Annotated in this window: 16 protein-coding genes; 9 read left to right on the forward strand and 7 right to left on the reverse strand. The window is 60.3% G+C overall.

Annotated features, from left to right (window positions below; genetic code table 11):
* Positions 1–172: 172 nt before the first annotated feature.
* The 4 genes from XI03_RS35860 to XI03_RS35875 all read left to right on the forward strand — a co-directional run bounded on the left by XI03_RS35860 (position 173) and on the right by XI03_RS35875 (position 1,840).
* Entirely contained in the window at positions 173–388 is a 216-nt protein-coding gene (locus XI03_RS35860) for a hypothetical protein (RefSeq protein ID WP_271594730.1), read from the forward strand.
* A 20-nt stretch (positions 389–408) separates the two neighbouring features.
* Entirely contained in the window at positions 409–582 is a 174-nt protein-coding gene (locus tag XI03_RS35865; protein WP_212504515.1) for a hypothetical protein, read from the forward strand.
* 223 nt (positions 583–805) lie between these two features.
* Positions 806–1,240 (forward strand): nitroreductase family protein, encoded by a 435-nt coding sequence (locus XI03_RS35870; protein WP_271594731.1) that lies wholly within the window; start codon positions 806–808, stop codon positions 1,238–1,240.
* Between the two features lie 78 nt (positions 1,241–1,318).
* Positions 1,319–1,840: a hypothetical protein gene (locus XI03_RS35875; protein WP_271594732.1), complete on the forward strand. Its 522-nt coding sequence runs from the start codon at positions 1,319–1,321 to the stop codon at positions 1,838–1,840.
* A 163-nt stretch (positions 1,841–2,003) separates the two neighbouring features.
* On the opposite strand, the gene XI03_RS35880 is transcribed toward XI03_RS35875, so the two are convergent.
* From XI03_RS35880 to XI03_RS35890, 3 genes are read right to left on the reverse strand one after another with little or no spacing between them, the layout of a single operon-like run.
* Complete coding sequence (locus tag XI03_RS35880; protein WP_271594733.1) at positions 2,004–2,783, reverse strand: sulfite exporter TauE/SafE family protein; 780 nt, start codon at positions 2,781–2,783, stop codon at positions 2,004–2,006.
* 18 nt (positions 2,784–2,801) lie between these two features.
* Positions 2,802–3,359 carry a rhodanese family protein gene (locus XI03_RS35885; protein WP_271594734.1) on the reverse strand — a complete coding sequence of 186 codons (558 nt, stop codon included), beginning with the start codon at positions 3,357–3,359 and terminating at the stop codon, positions 2,802–2,804.
* Between the two features lie 24 nt (positions 3,360–3,383).
* Complete coding sequence (locus tag XI03_RS35890; protein ID WP_271594735.1) at positions 3,384–3,713, reverse strand: ArsR/SmtB family transcription factor; 330 nt, start codon at positions 3,711–3,713, stop codon at positions 3,384–3,386.
* 93 nt (positions 3,714–3,806) lie between these two features.
* Between XI03_RS35890 and XI03_RS35895 the strand changes: the two genes are divergently transcribed.
* Positions 3,807–4,694 carry an MBL fold metallo-hydrolase gene (locus tag XI03_RS35895; RefSeq protein WP_271594736.1) on the forward strand — a complete coding sequence of 296 codons (888 nt, stop codon included), beginning with the start codon at positions 3,807–3,809 and terminating at the stop codon, positions 4,692–4,694.
* 149 nt (positions 4,695–4,843) lie between these two features.
* On the opposite strand, the gene XI03_RS35900 is transcribed toward XI03_RS35895, so the two are convergent.
* Entirely contained in the window at positions 4,844–5,497 is a 654-nt protein-coding gene (locus XI03_RS35900; protein WP_212504520.1) for a DUF6064 family protein, read from the reverse strand.
* A gap of 277 nt (positions 5,498–5,774) precedes the next feature.
* Between XI03_RS35900 and XI03_RS35905 the strand changes: the two genes are divergently transcribed.
* Genes XI03_RS35905 through XI03_RS35915 form a run of 3 tightly spaced genes read left to right on the forward strand, consistent with a single transcriptional unit; the run spans position 5,775 to position 9,816 of the window.
* Positions 5,775–7,307 (forward strand): thymidine phosphorylase family protein, encoded by a 1,533-nt coding sequence (locus XI03_RS35905; RefSeq protein ID WP_212504521.1) that lies wholly within the window; start codon positions 5,775–5,777, stop codon positions 7,305–7,307.
* Positions 7,304–8,224, forward strand: coding sequence for a ribose-phosphate diphosphokinase (locus XI03_RS35910; RefSeq protein WP_212504522.1), 921 nt, complete (start codon positions 7,304–7,306; stop codon positions 8,222–8,224). The genes XI03_RS35905 and XI03_RS35910 overlap by 4 nt, the downstream gene beginning before the upstream one ends.
* On the forward strand, positions 8,221–9,816 hold the full coding sequence (locus tag XI03_RS35915; protein WP_271594737.1) for an MBL fold metallo-hydrolase RNA specificity domain-containing protein: 1,596 nt from the start codon (positions 8,221–8,223) through the stop codon (positions 9,814–9,816). The genes XI03_RS35910 and XI03_RS35915 overlap by 4 nt, the downstream gene beginning before the upstream one ends.
* A 29-nt stretch (positions 9,817–9,845) precedes the next feature.
* On the opposite strand, the gene XI03_RS35920 is transcribed toward XI03_RS35915, so the two are convergent.
* The 3 genes from XI03_RS35920 to XI03_RS35930 all read right to left on the reverse strand — a co-directional run bounded on the left by XI03_RS35920 (position 9,846) and on the right by XI03_RS35930 (position 11,989).
* Positions 9,846–10,958, reverse strand: a complete 1,113-nt coding sequence (locus tag XI03_RS35920) for an OpgC domain-containing protein (protein ID WP_271594738.1) — start codon at positions 10,956–10,958, stop codon at positions 9,846–9,848.
* Positions 10,959–11,000: 42 nt separating this feature from the next.
* The gene (locus tag XI03_RS35925; RefSeq protein WP_271594739.1) at positions 11,001–11,462 is read right to left on the reverse strand and encodes a CBS domain-containing protein; all 462 of its coding nucleotides are present in this window, start codon (positions 11,460–11,462) and stop codon (positions 11,001–11,003) included.
* Between the two features lie 80 nt (positions 11,463–11,542).
* Entirely contained in the window at positions 11,543–11,989 is a 447-nt protein-coding gene (locus XI03_RS35930) for a host attachment family protein (RefSeq protein WP_271594740.1), read from the reverse strand.
* Positions 11,990–12,656: 667 nt separating this feature from the next.
* Here XI03_RS35930 and XI03_RS35935 point away from each other — a divergent pair.
* Positions 12,657–13,106, forward strand: coding sequence for a c-type cytochrome (locus XI03_RS35935; protein ID WP_271594741.1), 450 nt, complete (start codon positions 12,657–12,659; stop codon positions 13,104–13,106).
* The last annotated feature ends 385 nt before the right edge of the window (positions 13,107–13,491 follow it).

Raw genomic sequence — 13,491 nt, forward strand, 5'->3', positions numbered from 1 at the left:
CTGGGATCGAATGCAATTTGAGGCGCCTCAAACTCAGCCTCAGCCGCGCCGCCTCCTTCCCTGGCCTACGGATATTTCCTTAGGTGAAGCTCCCAGATTTTTGCCGACCGGCTGATCGCCTAGAATGATTTCGCTCGGTACGCATTCGGCTCGCTCGACGAAGGGGCCCGCAATGAATCACTCGATTTACACCGCGGATAAGGCAACGCACCTGAAGGTGGTCGTCTCCGTGCTGCTCACCAGCATCGCCATCGTGGCGATCACACTGACCGCCCGGCTGACCCATCCGGAAATAGACGTGCAGAAGGCGACGACCCAGACTGTCTACGAACCTCGTTCAAACCATGCTCTTACAGAGATCGTACAACGAGAGAAGCATCCGATTTAGATCGGCTGGAGGACCGTGAGATGACTAGCGAAACAATCAAAGCGCTGATGATATTGTCACTGTACGGCGTGCTTGAGATCACGCTTTTCTATTCGTCGATTGGACGGCTTGCCAAGCGCTCCGCCCGCGCCCATCGAGCTGAAACCCGCGAGTTTGCCAGTCGAGCACCGGAAGACTCGAGCGTGCGCTCGTAAAGGCGCGGTGTCCGCTTCGGATTGCGGCCGTTGTGGTCCATCGGACATTTGTTGCTGTATTCTTTGTCTACGCGGACTGATGCCAATGTCCGGATTGTTTGAAAGCGCTCCGCGAAAGTCGACACGCATCGCCGATCGCAAAGCCCGCCGCTGTTGTTGCGCGGAGCTGACTGTCTGCGAGGCATGAATGAATCGTCGATCCCTGCTTTTCGGAACGGTTGCCATGTACGCTGCCCGCATGCCGATGGCCCGCGCCTCGCAGCCCTCGACCTACGAGGAGGCCGTGCACCTCGTGTGGCGTCCGCTCGACCCGGCGCGCGGAGCTCGCGAGCTCGTGCGCGCAGCGACGCTGGCCGCGAACAGCCACAACACGCAGCCGTGGCGGTTCATCCTCTCCGACAACATAATCACCATCCGCCCGGATCTCGTCCGTCGTTGCCCCGTCGTCGATCCCGACGATCACCACCTTTTTGCTTCACTTGGCTGCGCGGCTGAGAACATCGTGCAGGCTGCCCCGATTCCAATGTTGCAGTCGATACCGTCAATCCGGGCTCGGTCTCCATCGCTCTCGACCGCACTGCGCCGTCGCACCACGCGCTCGCCGATGCGATCACGCAGCGCCAATGCACGCGTGCCAAGTATGATGGCCGTGCCGTGAGCTCAGAGGACCTGCGCACGGTCGAGACTGCCGGCGCGCTAGGGCGTCGAGTGTTTCATTGTGACCGAGCGATCGCGCATGGAGGCAATTCTCGACTACGCCATTCAGGGTAACACCATGCAGATGCGCGATCCTGCGTTCATGACAGAGCTCATCTCCTGGATCCGCTTCAACGATTCCATGGCGATCGAGCGATTGGACGGGCTTGCCGCGCGTAGCTCCGGCAATCCGGCGCTGCCGGCTTGGCTTGCGCGTCGGTTCCTGAAGTTCGTGCTCACCGAGAAGCGAGAGAACGACAAGTACGCCGAGCATGTTCGCTCGTCAGCGGGCATTGCCGTCTTCATCAGTCCGCGTAACGACAAGGCAGGCTGGGTTGCTGCCGGGCGCGCCTACCAGCGTTTCGCGCTGCAGGCGACGATGCTCGGAATTCGGAATGCTCTTCTCAATCAGCCGGTCGAGGTCTCTTCCCTGCGTCCGCAGATTGCAGACTATCTGGGGCTTGGCATCCGGCGCCCGGATCTGATCGTGCGATTTGGCCGCGGCGCATCACTGCCACCCTCGCTGCGTCGGCCGGCGAACGCTGTGATTGATGCCTTGTGAGCCCGAGCATACTGGTTGCCCTCATTTGTGCGGGTGCTCTGGTCCATTGGTCCACTTGGTCGAGCCTCGACATCGCGGCCGACCTCGTGGGCGGCACCTAAATATCACATCCGCCCTAGTCATCCTCAAGGCGACCTTCGACCGCTTGTTGCGAAGTCCCCAATCATGTGAAGCCGAGATTGCGGACCAGCATATAGATCGCCACCGCGAATATCAGGGCCGCGAATACGGTGTTCAATGCACCTTTGCGCGCGGCGAGCGAGCTGGCCGAGCCGGCGCCGAGCATCCCGCCAAGAACTCCGCCGGAGATAAACAACGCGGCGAGATACCAATCCACGAAACCGGACAGGGCGTAGTTGGCCGCCGTCGTCAGCCCGAAGGCTGTCACCGCCACAAGGGAGGAACCGACCGCATAGAGGATAGGCATGCCAGTGGCCGCAATCAGCGCCGGGACGATTAGAAAGCCGCCGCCGATCCCGAAGAAGCCGGACAAGGCTCCGGTGAGACCTCCCAGGGCTAAGAGTTTCGGCAGGTTCTCTCGGTTAAGCCGGACCGATGGCTCGCCCGCGCCGGCGCGGCCCTTCAGCATCAGCGCGCCCACCGCGATCATGACGATAGCGAACAGCGCCAGCAACTTCTGTCCTTCGATGACCTTGCCAAGGGTAGAGCCGAGAAAGGCGCCGGCCATGCCTGCGAGCGCGAACACGGAGGCGCAACGCCACTTCACATTGCCAGCCCGGGCATGGTTGACGAGGTTCACTGCAGCGTTTGCCGCAACTGCGATTGCACTGGTGCCGATCGCCACATGCGGATCCGACACCCCGACGAGATAGACGAGAAGCGGCACGGCCAAGATCGAACCGCCTCCTCCGACCAGCCCGAGCGAAAAGCCGACCAACGAGCCAGAGGCGAGACCGAGCGCACCTTGGGTCAGCGACAGCATAGTGGGCAACTCCTCATTTTAAGGCCCTATCACGTGGCCCGCGTTCGGGGCGTAGACGCTGCGGTTCCAAGGCGCGCGCATGAGAATCCGGGCCATGCCGCAAAAGCCCGTGACACCAGCCGTGACCAGCCCCGCACCGACGAAGGCCGGCACAGCAAAGAACCACGGCGATACAAAGAGCCCGAGCAGCGTGCCCACGACAGCAAGACTGCCAGCCCCGATCTGCACTTGGCGCTGAAGCTCCAGCGGTTGGCGCCGGTCGTTCACGACCGGTAGGCCGGCCTTGCGCCAGGCGTCGAGCCCGCCTTCGACGATAAAGGCCTCGCAGGGTTCGGTCAGCTTCGTCGCGAGCCGTGGCGCGTTGGCCTGAGTGCGGGCGCCGCTTTTGCAATGAAAGATGACCGGCTTGCCCCGATGCAAGGCGAAGTCGGCCTCGTCGAGCTTCGACAGGGGAAGGTGCTGCGCGCCCGGAATTTTCTCGCGGGCGTGCTCATCTGCTTCGCGGATGTCGATCAGGAGGGCGCCACTCTCGAGAAGGCGGCGTGCCTCGGCTGGCTTGATTGTGGGTAGTGACATGATTAGCTCCTCTACTTTCCTAAATCAGCTCTTCGCCTTGACAGGCTTGCAATAGAGCTCGTGCAGCGTCGCAAAGAGTTGCTCGATGCGCGGATCGGCGATCCGGTACCAGAGCGTCTGGCTTTCGCGCCGAAAGGTGACGAGGCCCTCCTCGCGCATCCTCGCGAGGTGCTGCGACAGCGCCGATTGCGACAGCCCCACGGCTTCCGCGAGGGCATTCACGTTGCTCTCGCCGCATTCGACGAGGTTGCACAGGATCATCAGCCGACGCTCGTTGGCGAGCGCGCGCAGGATTCCGGAGACCTCAACGGCCTGCTTTTCGAATGTCTCCAGATCGAAGGCCCGGGAGGCCATTGGCCAACTCCATATATTAGATATTGCTTATTTAGCAAATACTAATATATATGTCAAGTTCAAGCGAGCCGGTGACATCAGGAGATTCAAGCCATGTCAGGACAACCCATCATCCGAGCGTTCTTCGACGAGCCGACCAACACGGTGAGCTATCTGGTCGCCGATCCGGCGACCAAGAAGGCCGCTATCATCGACCCCGTATTTGACTACGACCACAACTCGGGCGAGGTGGACACGCGATCGGTTGCGTCCATGCTGAAGACCGCCGAAGAGGCGGGCTACACGATCGAATGGGTGCTCGAGACGCATGCCCATGCCGACCATCTCTCGGGCGCCCCCTTCATCAAGGCGAAGACAGGTGCCCAAATCGGCATCGGCGAGCACATCAAGGACGTGCAGCGCATCTTCCGGCCGATATTCAATGCCACCGACCTGAAGACGGACGGCAGCGACTTCGACCGCCTCTTCCGAGACGACGAGCGCTTCAAGGTCGGCGAACTCGACGTGGAGGTGATCTTCACGCCCGGGCACACGCCCGCCGACGTTTCTTACAAGATCGAGGATGCCCTGTTCGTCGGCGACACCCTGTTCATGCCGGACTACGGCACGGCGCGGGCCGACTTCCCCGGCGGCGACGCGCATAAGCTCTACCGGTCGATCAAGCGCCTCCTGGCGCTGCCGCCCGAGACGCGGCTATTCATGTGTCACGACTACAAGGCGCCGGGCCGCGACACATACGCCTGGGAGACCACGGTGCGCGAACAGCGCGAGAAGAATGTCCAGGCCAAGGAGGGCGTCACGGAGGCTGAGTTCGTGGCCATGCGGCAGGCGCGCGATGCCACGCTCTCAGCGCCTAGGCTGCTGCTGCCGTCCATCCAGGTCAACATTCGCGCCGGCAAATTTCCGCGTGCCGAAGCCAACGGAGTACGCTATCTCACCATTCCCGTGACGCTGAAAGGAGGAGCGGAGACCTGCGTTTGAGGCAGGCCAGCCGCTATCGTCTGTGATTCTCATCATTGCTATACCGCTTTCGCTCGCTTTTGTTATCGGCGGACGTGCAGAAAAGAACAATCTCGTCTTCTGAACCCAGAGCAGACAGGCACTGAAGCAAGATTGCAGAACGCTACCGCTCACCGCGAGGAGGCTGACGCCAGCCTCTGATCGCGGCCAGCGAGTAAAGCGGCTGATACGATTCCACTCACGAGCAGCACCCAGTCCTGCGGCACATGCAGCAGGACTGCCGCGCTACCGCCGATGAGCGACCAGAGGACAGGAATAATCAGCAGCAGGCGGGAAATCGGCCGGATTGTGAGCAGCAACATCCCGAACGTGAAGATCGTGACGGGGCATGGCGTTACACCGAACGCAGGCAGTTCCGCAAAGTCATGACCGGTCGCCGCTCCAAGAAGCCAGTAGATGGCAGCCGCATAGAGAACGAATGCAATGCCAATCCATGCCGCCGGACCGTCGCTCCGGCCGAAAGTCATTCGACCCTGTATGACACCAACGTATCCAAACGCCATGGCCTGGACTGCGAACAGTGCACCGAATGCATAGGCCATCTTGTTGATGGACGCGAAAAATATCAAATAATAGATGAGCCCCGTCCACGCCCACATCGCGGCAAGGACACCGGCGATGATCTCATCGGATCGCTTGCACCTTCGGAATACCAGTGCGAACGCCAGGGCCCCCATCATCAAGGCAACGATCTGCGCCGGCCAGATCGCTCTGTTGTAGCTTGCGAAGACCCCGAAAAATTGCTCGACAGAAAACGGCAACATAATCGCTGCTCCGCCTGCGATCTAACGTTAGCTGCTTCCGATGCCTGTCATTTGACACGGATCAAGTCGAAGGACTGTTGAAGAGCCCGCCAGCCCCCCACTCCACCTGCCGCGTAGCTGGAGACATTACGAGCGCCTCGGTCACACTGAGGCAGCCGCATCGCCGGCGCCCCACGACCTCTCCCTGCTTGAGGACCGACGACGGGTTGATCTGTCGCAAATCGGGCTCCTCGGCGAGCCTTATCCTCGCCTTACCGCGACAAAGAAGTTTTCATCGATGGACGCCATTCCACCCGGCCGCGCCCAGCTCAGATCCCGCCGTGTCAATCTCGACACCGGCCGGGAAAACGTCGTTGTAATCTCCCGCCGCTCAACGGCGCTGCGGCCGGACCTGTTTCGAGGATTTTCGAGAGTCGAGCTGCGCAGCGGTTCGAAGACCCAGCTGGCGACAGTACTTCTCACCGATGATGACAGCCTGGTCGGGCCCGACGAGCTTGGCATGGCGGAACCCGCGTTTCGGCGCTTTGGGCAGCCGGCAGGAAGCTACATTGCGGTCACCCCCGCTCCCTCCCCGCCAAGCCTGGACGCAGTTCGTGCCAAGATTCAGGGCAAGACACTCGAGGCTTCCGAGATCGGCGCCGTCATCGACGATCTCGTGCATTATCGCTATTCGGATATGGAAATCGCCGCGTTCCTCGTCAGCTCCGCCAATTTCATGACATCCGGCGAGTTGATCGCTCTTACAGAGGCCATGGCGAGAGCCGGAACGCAGCTCAGATGGAATGCCAGGACCGTCGTCGACAAGCATTGCATTGGCGGCATTCCCGGCAATCGCACGTCCATGATCGTGGTCCCGATTGTGGCCGCGCACGGGCTCACGATCCCAAAGACGTCGTCGCGCGCGATCACGTCGCCTGCCGGAACGGCCGACACCATGGAGGTACTGGCCCGGGTCGACCTCAGCGTCGAAGCGATGAAGGAGGTCGTCGCGTCATGCAGGGGCTGCCTCGCATGGGGCGGACACGTCAATCTGTCGCCGGCAGATGACATCTTGATCGGCGTCGAGCGACCGCTGGCGCTGGATACGCACGAACAGATGGTTGCATCCATTATGTCGAAGAAGCTGGCCGCCGGCTCGACGCATCTTCTCATCGACCTTCCGGTGGGACCCAACGCCAAGCTTACGACTGCATCCCAGGCTATGCGACTCCGCAAGCTATTTCAGTTCGTCGGCGACCGTTTTGGCCTCGAGGTGGAGGTCGTGACCACCGATGGACGGCAGCCCATCGGCAGCGGTATCGGCCCAGCGCTCGAGGCTCAGGACGTGATGGCAGTGCTCGCCAATGAGCCCCAGGCCCCGCGCGATCTTCGTGAGAAGTCGTTGCGGCTTGCCGCCCACCTTCTGGAACACGACCCCGACTTGCGCGGAGGCACTGGCTATGCACGCGCAAGCGAGCTCCTGGAGAGTGGGGCGGCGCTTCGACAGATGGTGAAGATCATCGAGGCCCAGGGCCCGGCGCCTTCCGCCAGCGAAATTGGCAGCCTTACTCTCGACATTCCGGCCGCAAGCGATGGTGTCGTCTCCGCGATCGATTGCTTGCGCCTCAACCGGCTGGCGCGGACGGCAGGCGCCCCGCTCGACAAGGGCGCTGGCATCAAGTTGTTCAAGAAGATTGGCAATCGGGTCGAGCAAGGAGAGCCGCTCTATCGCATTCACGCGTTCGAACCCTCTGGGTTTGACTTTGCTGTCGGCATGGCCCAGCTGGACTCTGCTTACTGGATCGAACCGCAAGCCGGGGCAGCACCATGATCCGGAGTGCAGTTCAATGGCTGCCCACTTCCACCCATTTCGGGCCCCGGCTTGCTGAAATTCTGGATGTTGTCGGCCATGAAATCATCTTGCATCGATTTCCCGATGGGGAGCTGCGGGCAACCGTCGGCCCAGCGGCCACCACCACGATAGTCTGTTGCTCGCTCAATCAACCTAATGAAAAGCTGATTGCGCTGTTGTTTGCTGCAGAGGCCTTGCGGCGCGATGGAGCCAAGCGGGTCGTGCTCGTTTCGCCTTATCTCGGCTACATGCGCCAGGACACAGCGTTCCATCCGGGTGAGGCGATTAGTCAGCGCGCAATCGGGACTCTTCTCGCGAACACCTTCGATCGCGTCATCACGGTTGATGCCCATCTCCATCGGACGCCGAACCTCGCCGACGTCTTTCCTGGCATTGAAGCGCACAACTTGTCGGCGGCTCCTGAGATCGAAGCTGTGCTTCGTGCCGAGACAGTCGCACCCACGACCGTCGTGGTCGGCCCCGATGAAGAGTCGCGATCTTGGGTGGCCGACATTGCCGGCCGTCTCGGACTTGCATACAGCGTGGCGCGAAAAGTACGCCGGAGTGATCATTCGGTGCAGATCGCCTTCACAGACGCGCCGCTGTTCGCCGGGCGTCCCGTGCTCTTCATCGACGACATCGTGTCGTCCGGTGGGACGCTTACCGCCTGTGCGGAGGCTCTTGCCGCGTCAGGAGCCTCTTCTATCGAGGCCATCATCGTTCACGCACTATTTCCGCCGGCGCTTATGACAGAGTTCGGTCGCGCCGGCATTCGTTCCGTCCGATCCACCAACAGCGTGCCACATCCAACCAACGCCATCCGTCTCGACGATCTTCTCGCTCGCGCGTTGCGGCGGGAAGTTGTTGGCATGCCGGAGACTGGGAGCCCCCCGTGAGCGTCACCATCCAGTCTTGCGGCGCCGCCCGCACCGTTACCGGCTCCTGCTATCTGTTTGTTACGCCGAAAGGACAATTTCTGGTCGATTGCGGGTTGTTTCAGGGACCGAAAACGTTGAAAGCGCTGAACTACGGTGCATTCCCGTTCCGCCCGACGGATGTCGATGCCGTTTTGCTGACGCACGCCCACATCGACCACAGCGGGCTCCTGCCGAAGCTCAAGCGTGAAGGCTTTTCAGGCCCGATCCTGGCGACGCGCGGCACCATCGACCTCTGCTCCTACATGCTTCCCGACGCAGGCAACATCCAGGAAACGGAGGTTGCTGCCTTGAACCGCCGAAACGCTGCCCGAGGGCGGGCCGCGGTCACACCCATCTACACGCAGGCCCATGCGATTGCGACACTCGATGCCTTCCGGCCGGTCGAATACCAAACGTGGTACACGGTGGTGCCGGGCGTACGCGCCCGCTATTGGAATGCCGGCCATTTGCTCGGCTCGGCTTCGATCGAGCTGGAATTCGCCGATCAAGGCAAAAACGGAGGGCCGTTGCGTGTCTTGATGTCGGGTGACATCGGCCCAGATGCCAAACTGCTGGAGCCGGATCCGGACGCACCGACCAGCCTCGATTACGTATTTTGCGAGTCGACCTACGGCGATAGCGACCGCCCGTCCACAACTCACGCATTGCGTCGCGCGCATCTCGCCCAGGAGGTGCGCGATGCCGCCAGCGGACGCGGCGCACTGCTAATCCCCGCTTTTGCGGTTGAACGGACCCAGGAGCTGATCGTCGATCTGGCCGACTTGATGGCCCGCGGTGAGATTCCGACCGCACCGATCTTCCTCGATTCACCGTTGGCGATCCGTGCGACGGAAGTCTTCCGGAATCACGCGGCCAGCCTCGATCCGAGCATCGATCTGGACCGGCTTCTGACTTCCAGTCAGTTGCACTTCACGGAAACGGTTGACGAGAGCAAGTCGATCGCCAGGCTCTCCGGCTTTCACATCATCATTGCCGCAAGCGGAATGTGCGACGCCGGCCGCATCCGCCATCATCTGAAGCGGTGGTTGTGGCGCAGGGAGTGCACGGTCTTGCTTACGGGATTCCAAGCTCAAGGCACCCTAGGCCGCTTCCTGCGGGATGGCGCGAAAGCAGTGAGGATTCAGGGCGAAGAGATCAAAGTCGCTGCGAGGATTCGATATATCGACGAATACTCCGGGCACGCCGACGGTCCGGAACTCGCGCGCTGGATTGCCGCGCGGCGCCCCATTCATCGTGGTCTGTTCATCGTGCATGGGGAAGAGCACGCGCTCGGAGGCCTTGTGCACCGGGTCGCCGAGCGGACCGTGCCAGCCGCGCAGATTTTCACGCCTATGCTGGACGACGTCTACGAATTATCGACAGCCGCACCGACACCGATCGACGTTGCTCGCCGCCGCAGGCTCGCTCCCGATGCAGTCGTCAACCTCGATTGGCACAACGATATGTCCAAACTGCTTCTCGATATCAATGACCAGATCGAAGCGGCCGCAGACGATCGATCACGGGGCGTGATCATCCGAAAATTGCGCAGAGCGCTTGAAGGCATGTGAACGATCCGAAATGTCGAAGATGTACTTGATCAAAGTAGCCTTATTCGAGGCGCGGCAAGGCCTGTGAACCCGGTCAGCAAGGTGGCAAAGACGGTAAGAAGACCGATGCCTGTGCCGCTGACGATGACTTGAGCGAGCACGCCGTCAGATATGGTTCTCAGAACGAGATATGCCGCAAGGGACAACAAGACCCCCACACAATAGATCTCTAGCGAATTCTCTCCGCAACGAACAGCTCCCAAGAGCATGCGTGACCGCATAACGCTCCAATGCGCCGGCGCGAGGTTGGCGACGCAGACCGCAAGCGCAAGGAAATGCAGAAGCCGCAGCGGATCAAGATCCGACTTGTCTATCGGATAGACCAAGGCTTTCAGGAATTGAGGAACTACGAGCTCAAGAGCCGGATTGATCCAACTCATTGTAACAGCCAGTGACCAAATCAGGTATGCGGCCGAAAGCATGATCGCCGGACGCGACATCACGAATGGCGCCAACCGCCCATGCCCCACCACCGCCCACCATCCACCGATCGTGACGAGGAATTGCCAGGCGAACGGGTTGAAATACCAGTCGTTCGTCGGCCACCCCCGAAGGTTCCAGCCGTAAGTCTGGACCAAGCCGTACAGCAGAGCCGAGGCGGCCAAGGTCACATTTGGCCATCTGAGCAAAAGCAGGAGCCACGGCGCAAACAGTAAATGGAAGAGCACGAAGGTCGGCAGCACGTCCGTATTGACGGGACGGTATTGCAGGATCGCCGCACGCGACAGCGCTTCTCCCGGCTTCTGCAGGACGATCGCCACATTAGCCTCGTCTGCGAGGTCGGCATCTATCCAATAAACGGCCACGACCAGAAATAGCGTCAACAGCAGAAATGCCGAATAAATCTCCCAGCTCCGCCGAACCGTATGACAGATCATCGCCCAAGTCCCGGCGCTTCTGAACACGTGTCCATACGCCATCATGCACGTCAGCCCCGAGACAAACATGAAGACTTCGGTGGTGTCGCTGAATCCATAATGGCTCAACGTAAGCCAGCTACAGATATTCCCTGGGATGTGGTTGATGAAGACGAACCAGAGTGCAATGCCTCTGCAGGCATCGAGCCGAATGTCGCGGTCTGGCATCTTGTCGAGTGGACGCATCGCAAATGCTCGAAATACCCCCGCTCGGCTGACCCTATTCCCTTAAGCCTTGCCAGGCTCCCCAAGACAGCTTGCCAGCGCTGTGAGCATCTGCATCCGGCCAACGATCCCCACGACCTCTCTCTTGCGAAGCACCGGCACCTGCGAGATCTGGTAGACATCCATTTCCTTGACGACAGCATCGATCGTGGCATTCTCGTCGACGCAAACGGGATGACGGCTCATGACTGCTTCGACCCGCAGTCCCCTGGTTCGCTCACGAGCGAGCTCGCCCTCCTGCTTCCCCAGTAACCATTCGAGCCAACACCCTTCGGGATAGGTGACGCCCAACTCGCGACGATGGAGGAAGTCGCCTTCGGCAATGATGCCGACCAAGGCCCCTTCATCATCGAGGACCGGCAGGCCGCGCTGATTGGTCTCGAGCAGGAGATGGAGCGCCTCCAGCAGCGGCGCTTCCGGCTTCACGGTTGCAAACGACCTCCGCATGATATCTGATGCCCGCATTGCTTCTCTCCGATCGGAAATCCAGTTGGGCCTTCTCTAGTGGACCATCACCTCGGCCAAGTTGCCCCACACGATCTGCCCTACTCGCGCAACAAGTGCTTTTCGATGTCGCCGACCGGGTGCCTGGTGAGGTCGTTGGCAAGCTCCGCCACGAGCCGGCGTTTCACATCGGGATGGAAGTCCGACCGAAGCGCCGCCAGAGTGCGCGGCGGTGCGACGACGATCAGCGCCGTCGATGGCTCGCCGCGTACAATGCGCTCCACGGCAACCGCCACCTGCTTCACAAAGCAGCGCTCCTCGAGCTCATGCCAATCGCTCGTCTCCACGGCGCTTCTTTGCCCGCTATGCGCGGCTTTGCTCACCCGGCCCGGCCGGCCGCTTCCCTGGTCATGGGTTGCCGGATTCTGATCCTCGAAGGCGGCTTCCACCCTCAAGTTCGGGAATTTTTCGTCACCTTCGTTCCGGAAGAACAGAGCCTTTCGCCCATCGCCAACGAACACCACGGCGTGATGCGGTATCTTGATCATTGGGATCTCCTCCTTACACAGCTTCCATTCTGACCGCTCGTCGCTCCTGTTGCTTGATCCCGATCAATCTCGGCCGCTCTCAATCCGGCAAAATGTTGACAGTTGAGACCGAGCGTTTGATACGGTGGTGTCATGCGGGCACGAGCCGTGATGGTTTCCTTCTTTACAACGGTCGTGCCGGCCAAACGACGCAGCGCCGCGACCATCTGCTCCCTGCTCGTCGCGAATCCAATATTCGCGGCTCTCGCTTCTCATAAGCCGACGCGACACGCTTGCGAAACAGTATGGCAGTGTCCGCAAAACTCGCAACGCATTGGTGACCGCGGCAGAAATTTCGCAGCCGACCGAGCGCCGCATCGTTCAATCCAAACAGGCGCTCGTAGTCACGGAGGCTAATCTGAACAAGCGCTCCATCCTGCAGCTCTTGCAGCCTCTTCTCCAAATCGGGCAACGTAAAATTAGAACGCATGGAGGCACCATTTGAAGGGGCGCAGGATTCCAAGGGTCCCGCGCCGTTCCGCTATGCGAGAGCGCCTGCTGCCGCCAGCGTGCGGCATTTCAAACCACTTATGAGCTTAAGCCGAAAGCCAGCCTTGATGTGCGTCAAACTGTCGGGATGCGAAACCGCTATTAGTTTGCATCTTCCCAACCAGCGTCGGAGTACGACATGGTAAGCTTTGGTGGAAAATGTTTGGTAATGGTCGGTCTGATCGCTGGTTTCGCCGCCGCATCCCAGGCTGAAGACCTCGACATGGGCAGATCAGAGTTTCAATCTTCGTGCGCCAGCTGTCATGGTGCTGATGCGAGGGGCAAAGGACCGGTTAGCAACCAACTTAAGATACCGCCTCCCGATTTGACGATGTTAGCCAAGAACAACAACGGCGTATTTCCCACGAACGCTGTTTATGAGACCGTAGAGGGATTGAAGACAATTCCAGCTCACGGCACTCGCGAAATGCCAATTTGGGGAGAGCGATTCAACCCCGTCGTCAACTTGCCTCACTATGTTGATCCGTATTATTGGAAGATGGCTGGAGCGGAGCAAAGCCCGGAAGTCGTCGTGCGAAAACGCATCCTCGCTGTTATCGATTATCTGAGCCGCATTCAGCAAGAGTAGCAAGCGACAGCGCCGCTGATTAGCGGCCTTGGGACGCTTGCTGCGCCGACTGCCCACCGCGATGTCCGAAGCGGGTAACGCGCGGAAGATCAAATCGTCGCGGCGGTCGCGAGCATCACTCTCTGGCAGGCTTGGGGAGCGTTACCTCGATGCGCACCCGATCCGGAGGAATTGCAGCAAAAAAGCCATCGAGGCCATTGCGATCTGGGCAAACGAGTTCTGCGGAGTGGCTTGATACTAAGCATGAGCCCCCGACTAATACCGCTCGGGTGGGTAAGAAGCATGCGTAGTCACAAGAAAGAACGGCCATACATGGCCTATGGGAGCATGCGGTCCCTGCGGGCCATCTACATTTTCACGTGATCTAAAGCGTAGCGTCCAAAGA

This window comes from Bradyrhizobium sp. CCBAU 65884, assembly GCF_028128835.1.
GTDB classification, from domain to species: domain Bacteria; phylum Pseudomonadota; class Alphaproteobacteria; order Rhizobiales; family Xanthobacteraceae; genus Bradyrhizobium; species Bradyrhizobium ottawaense.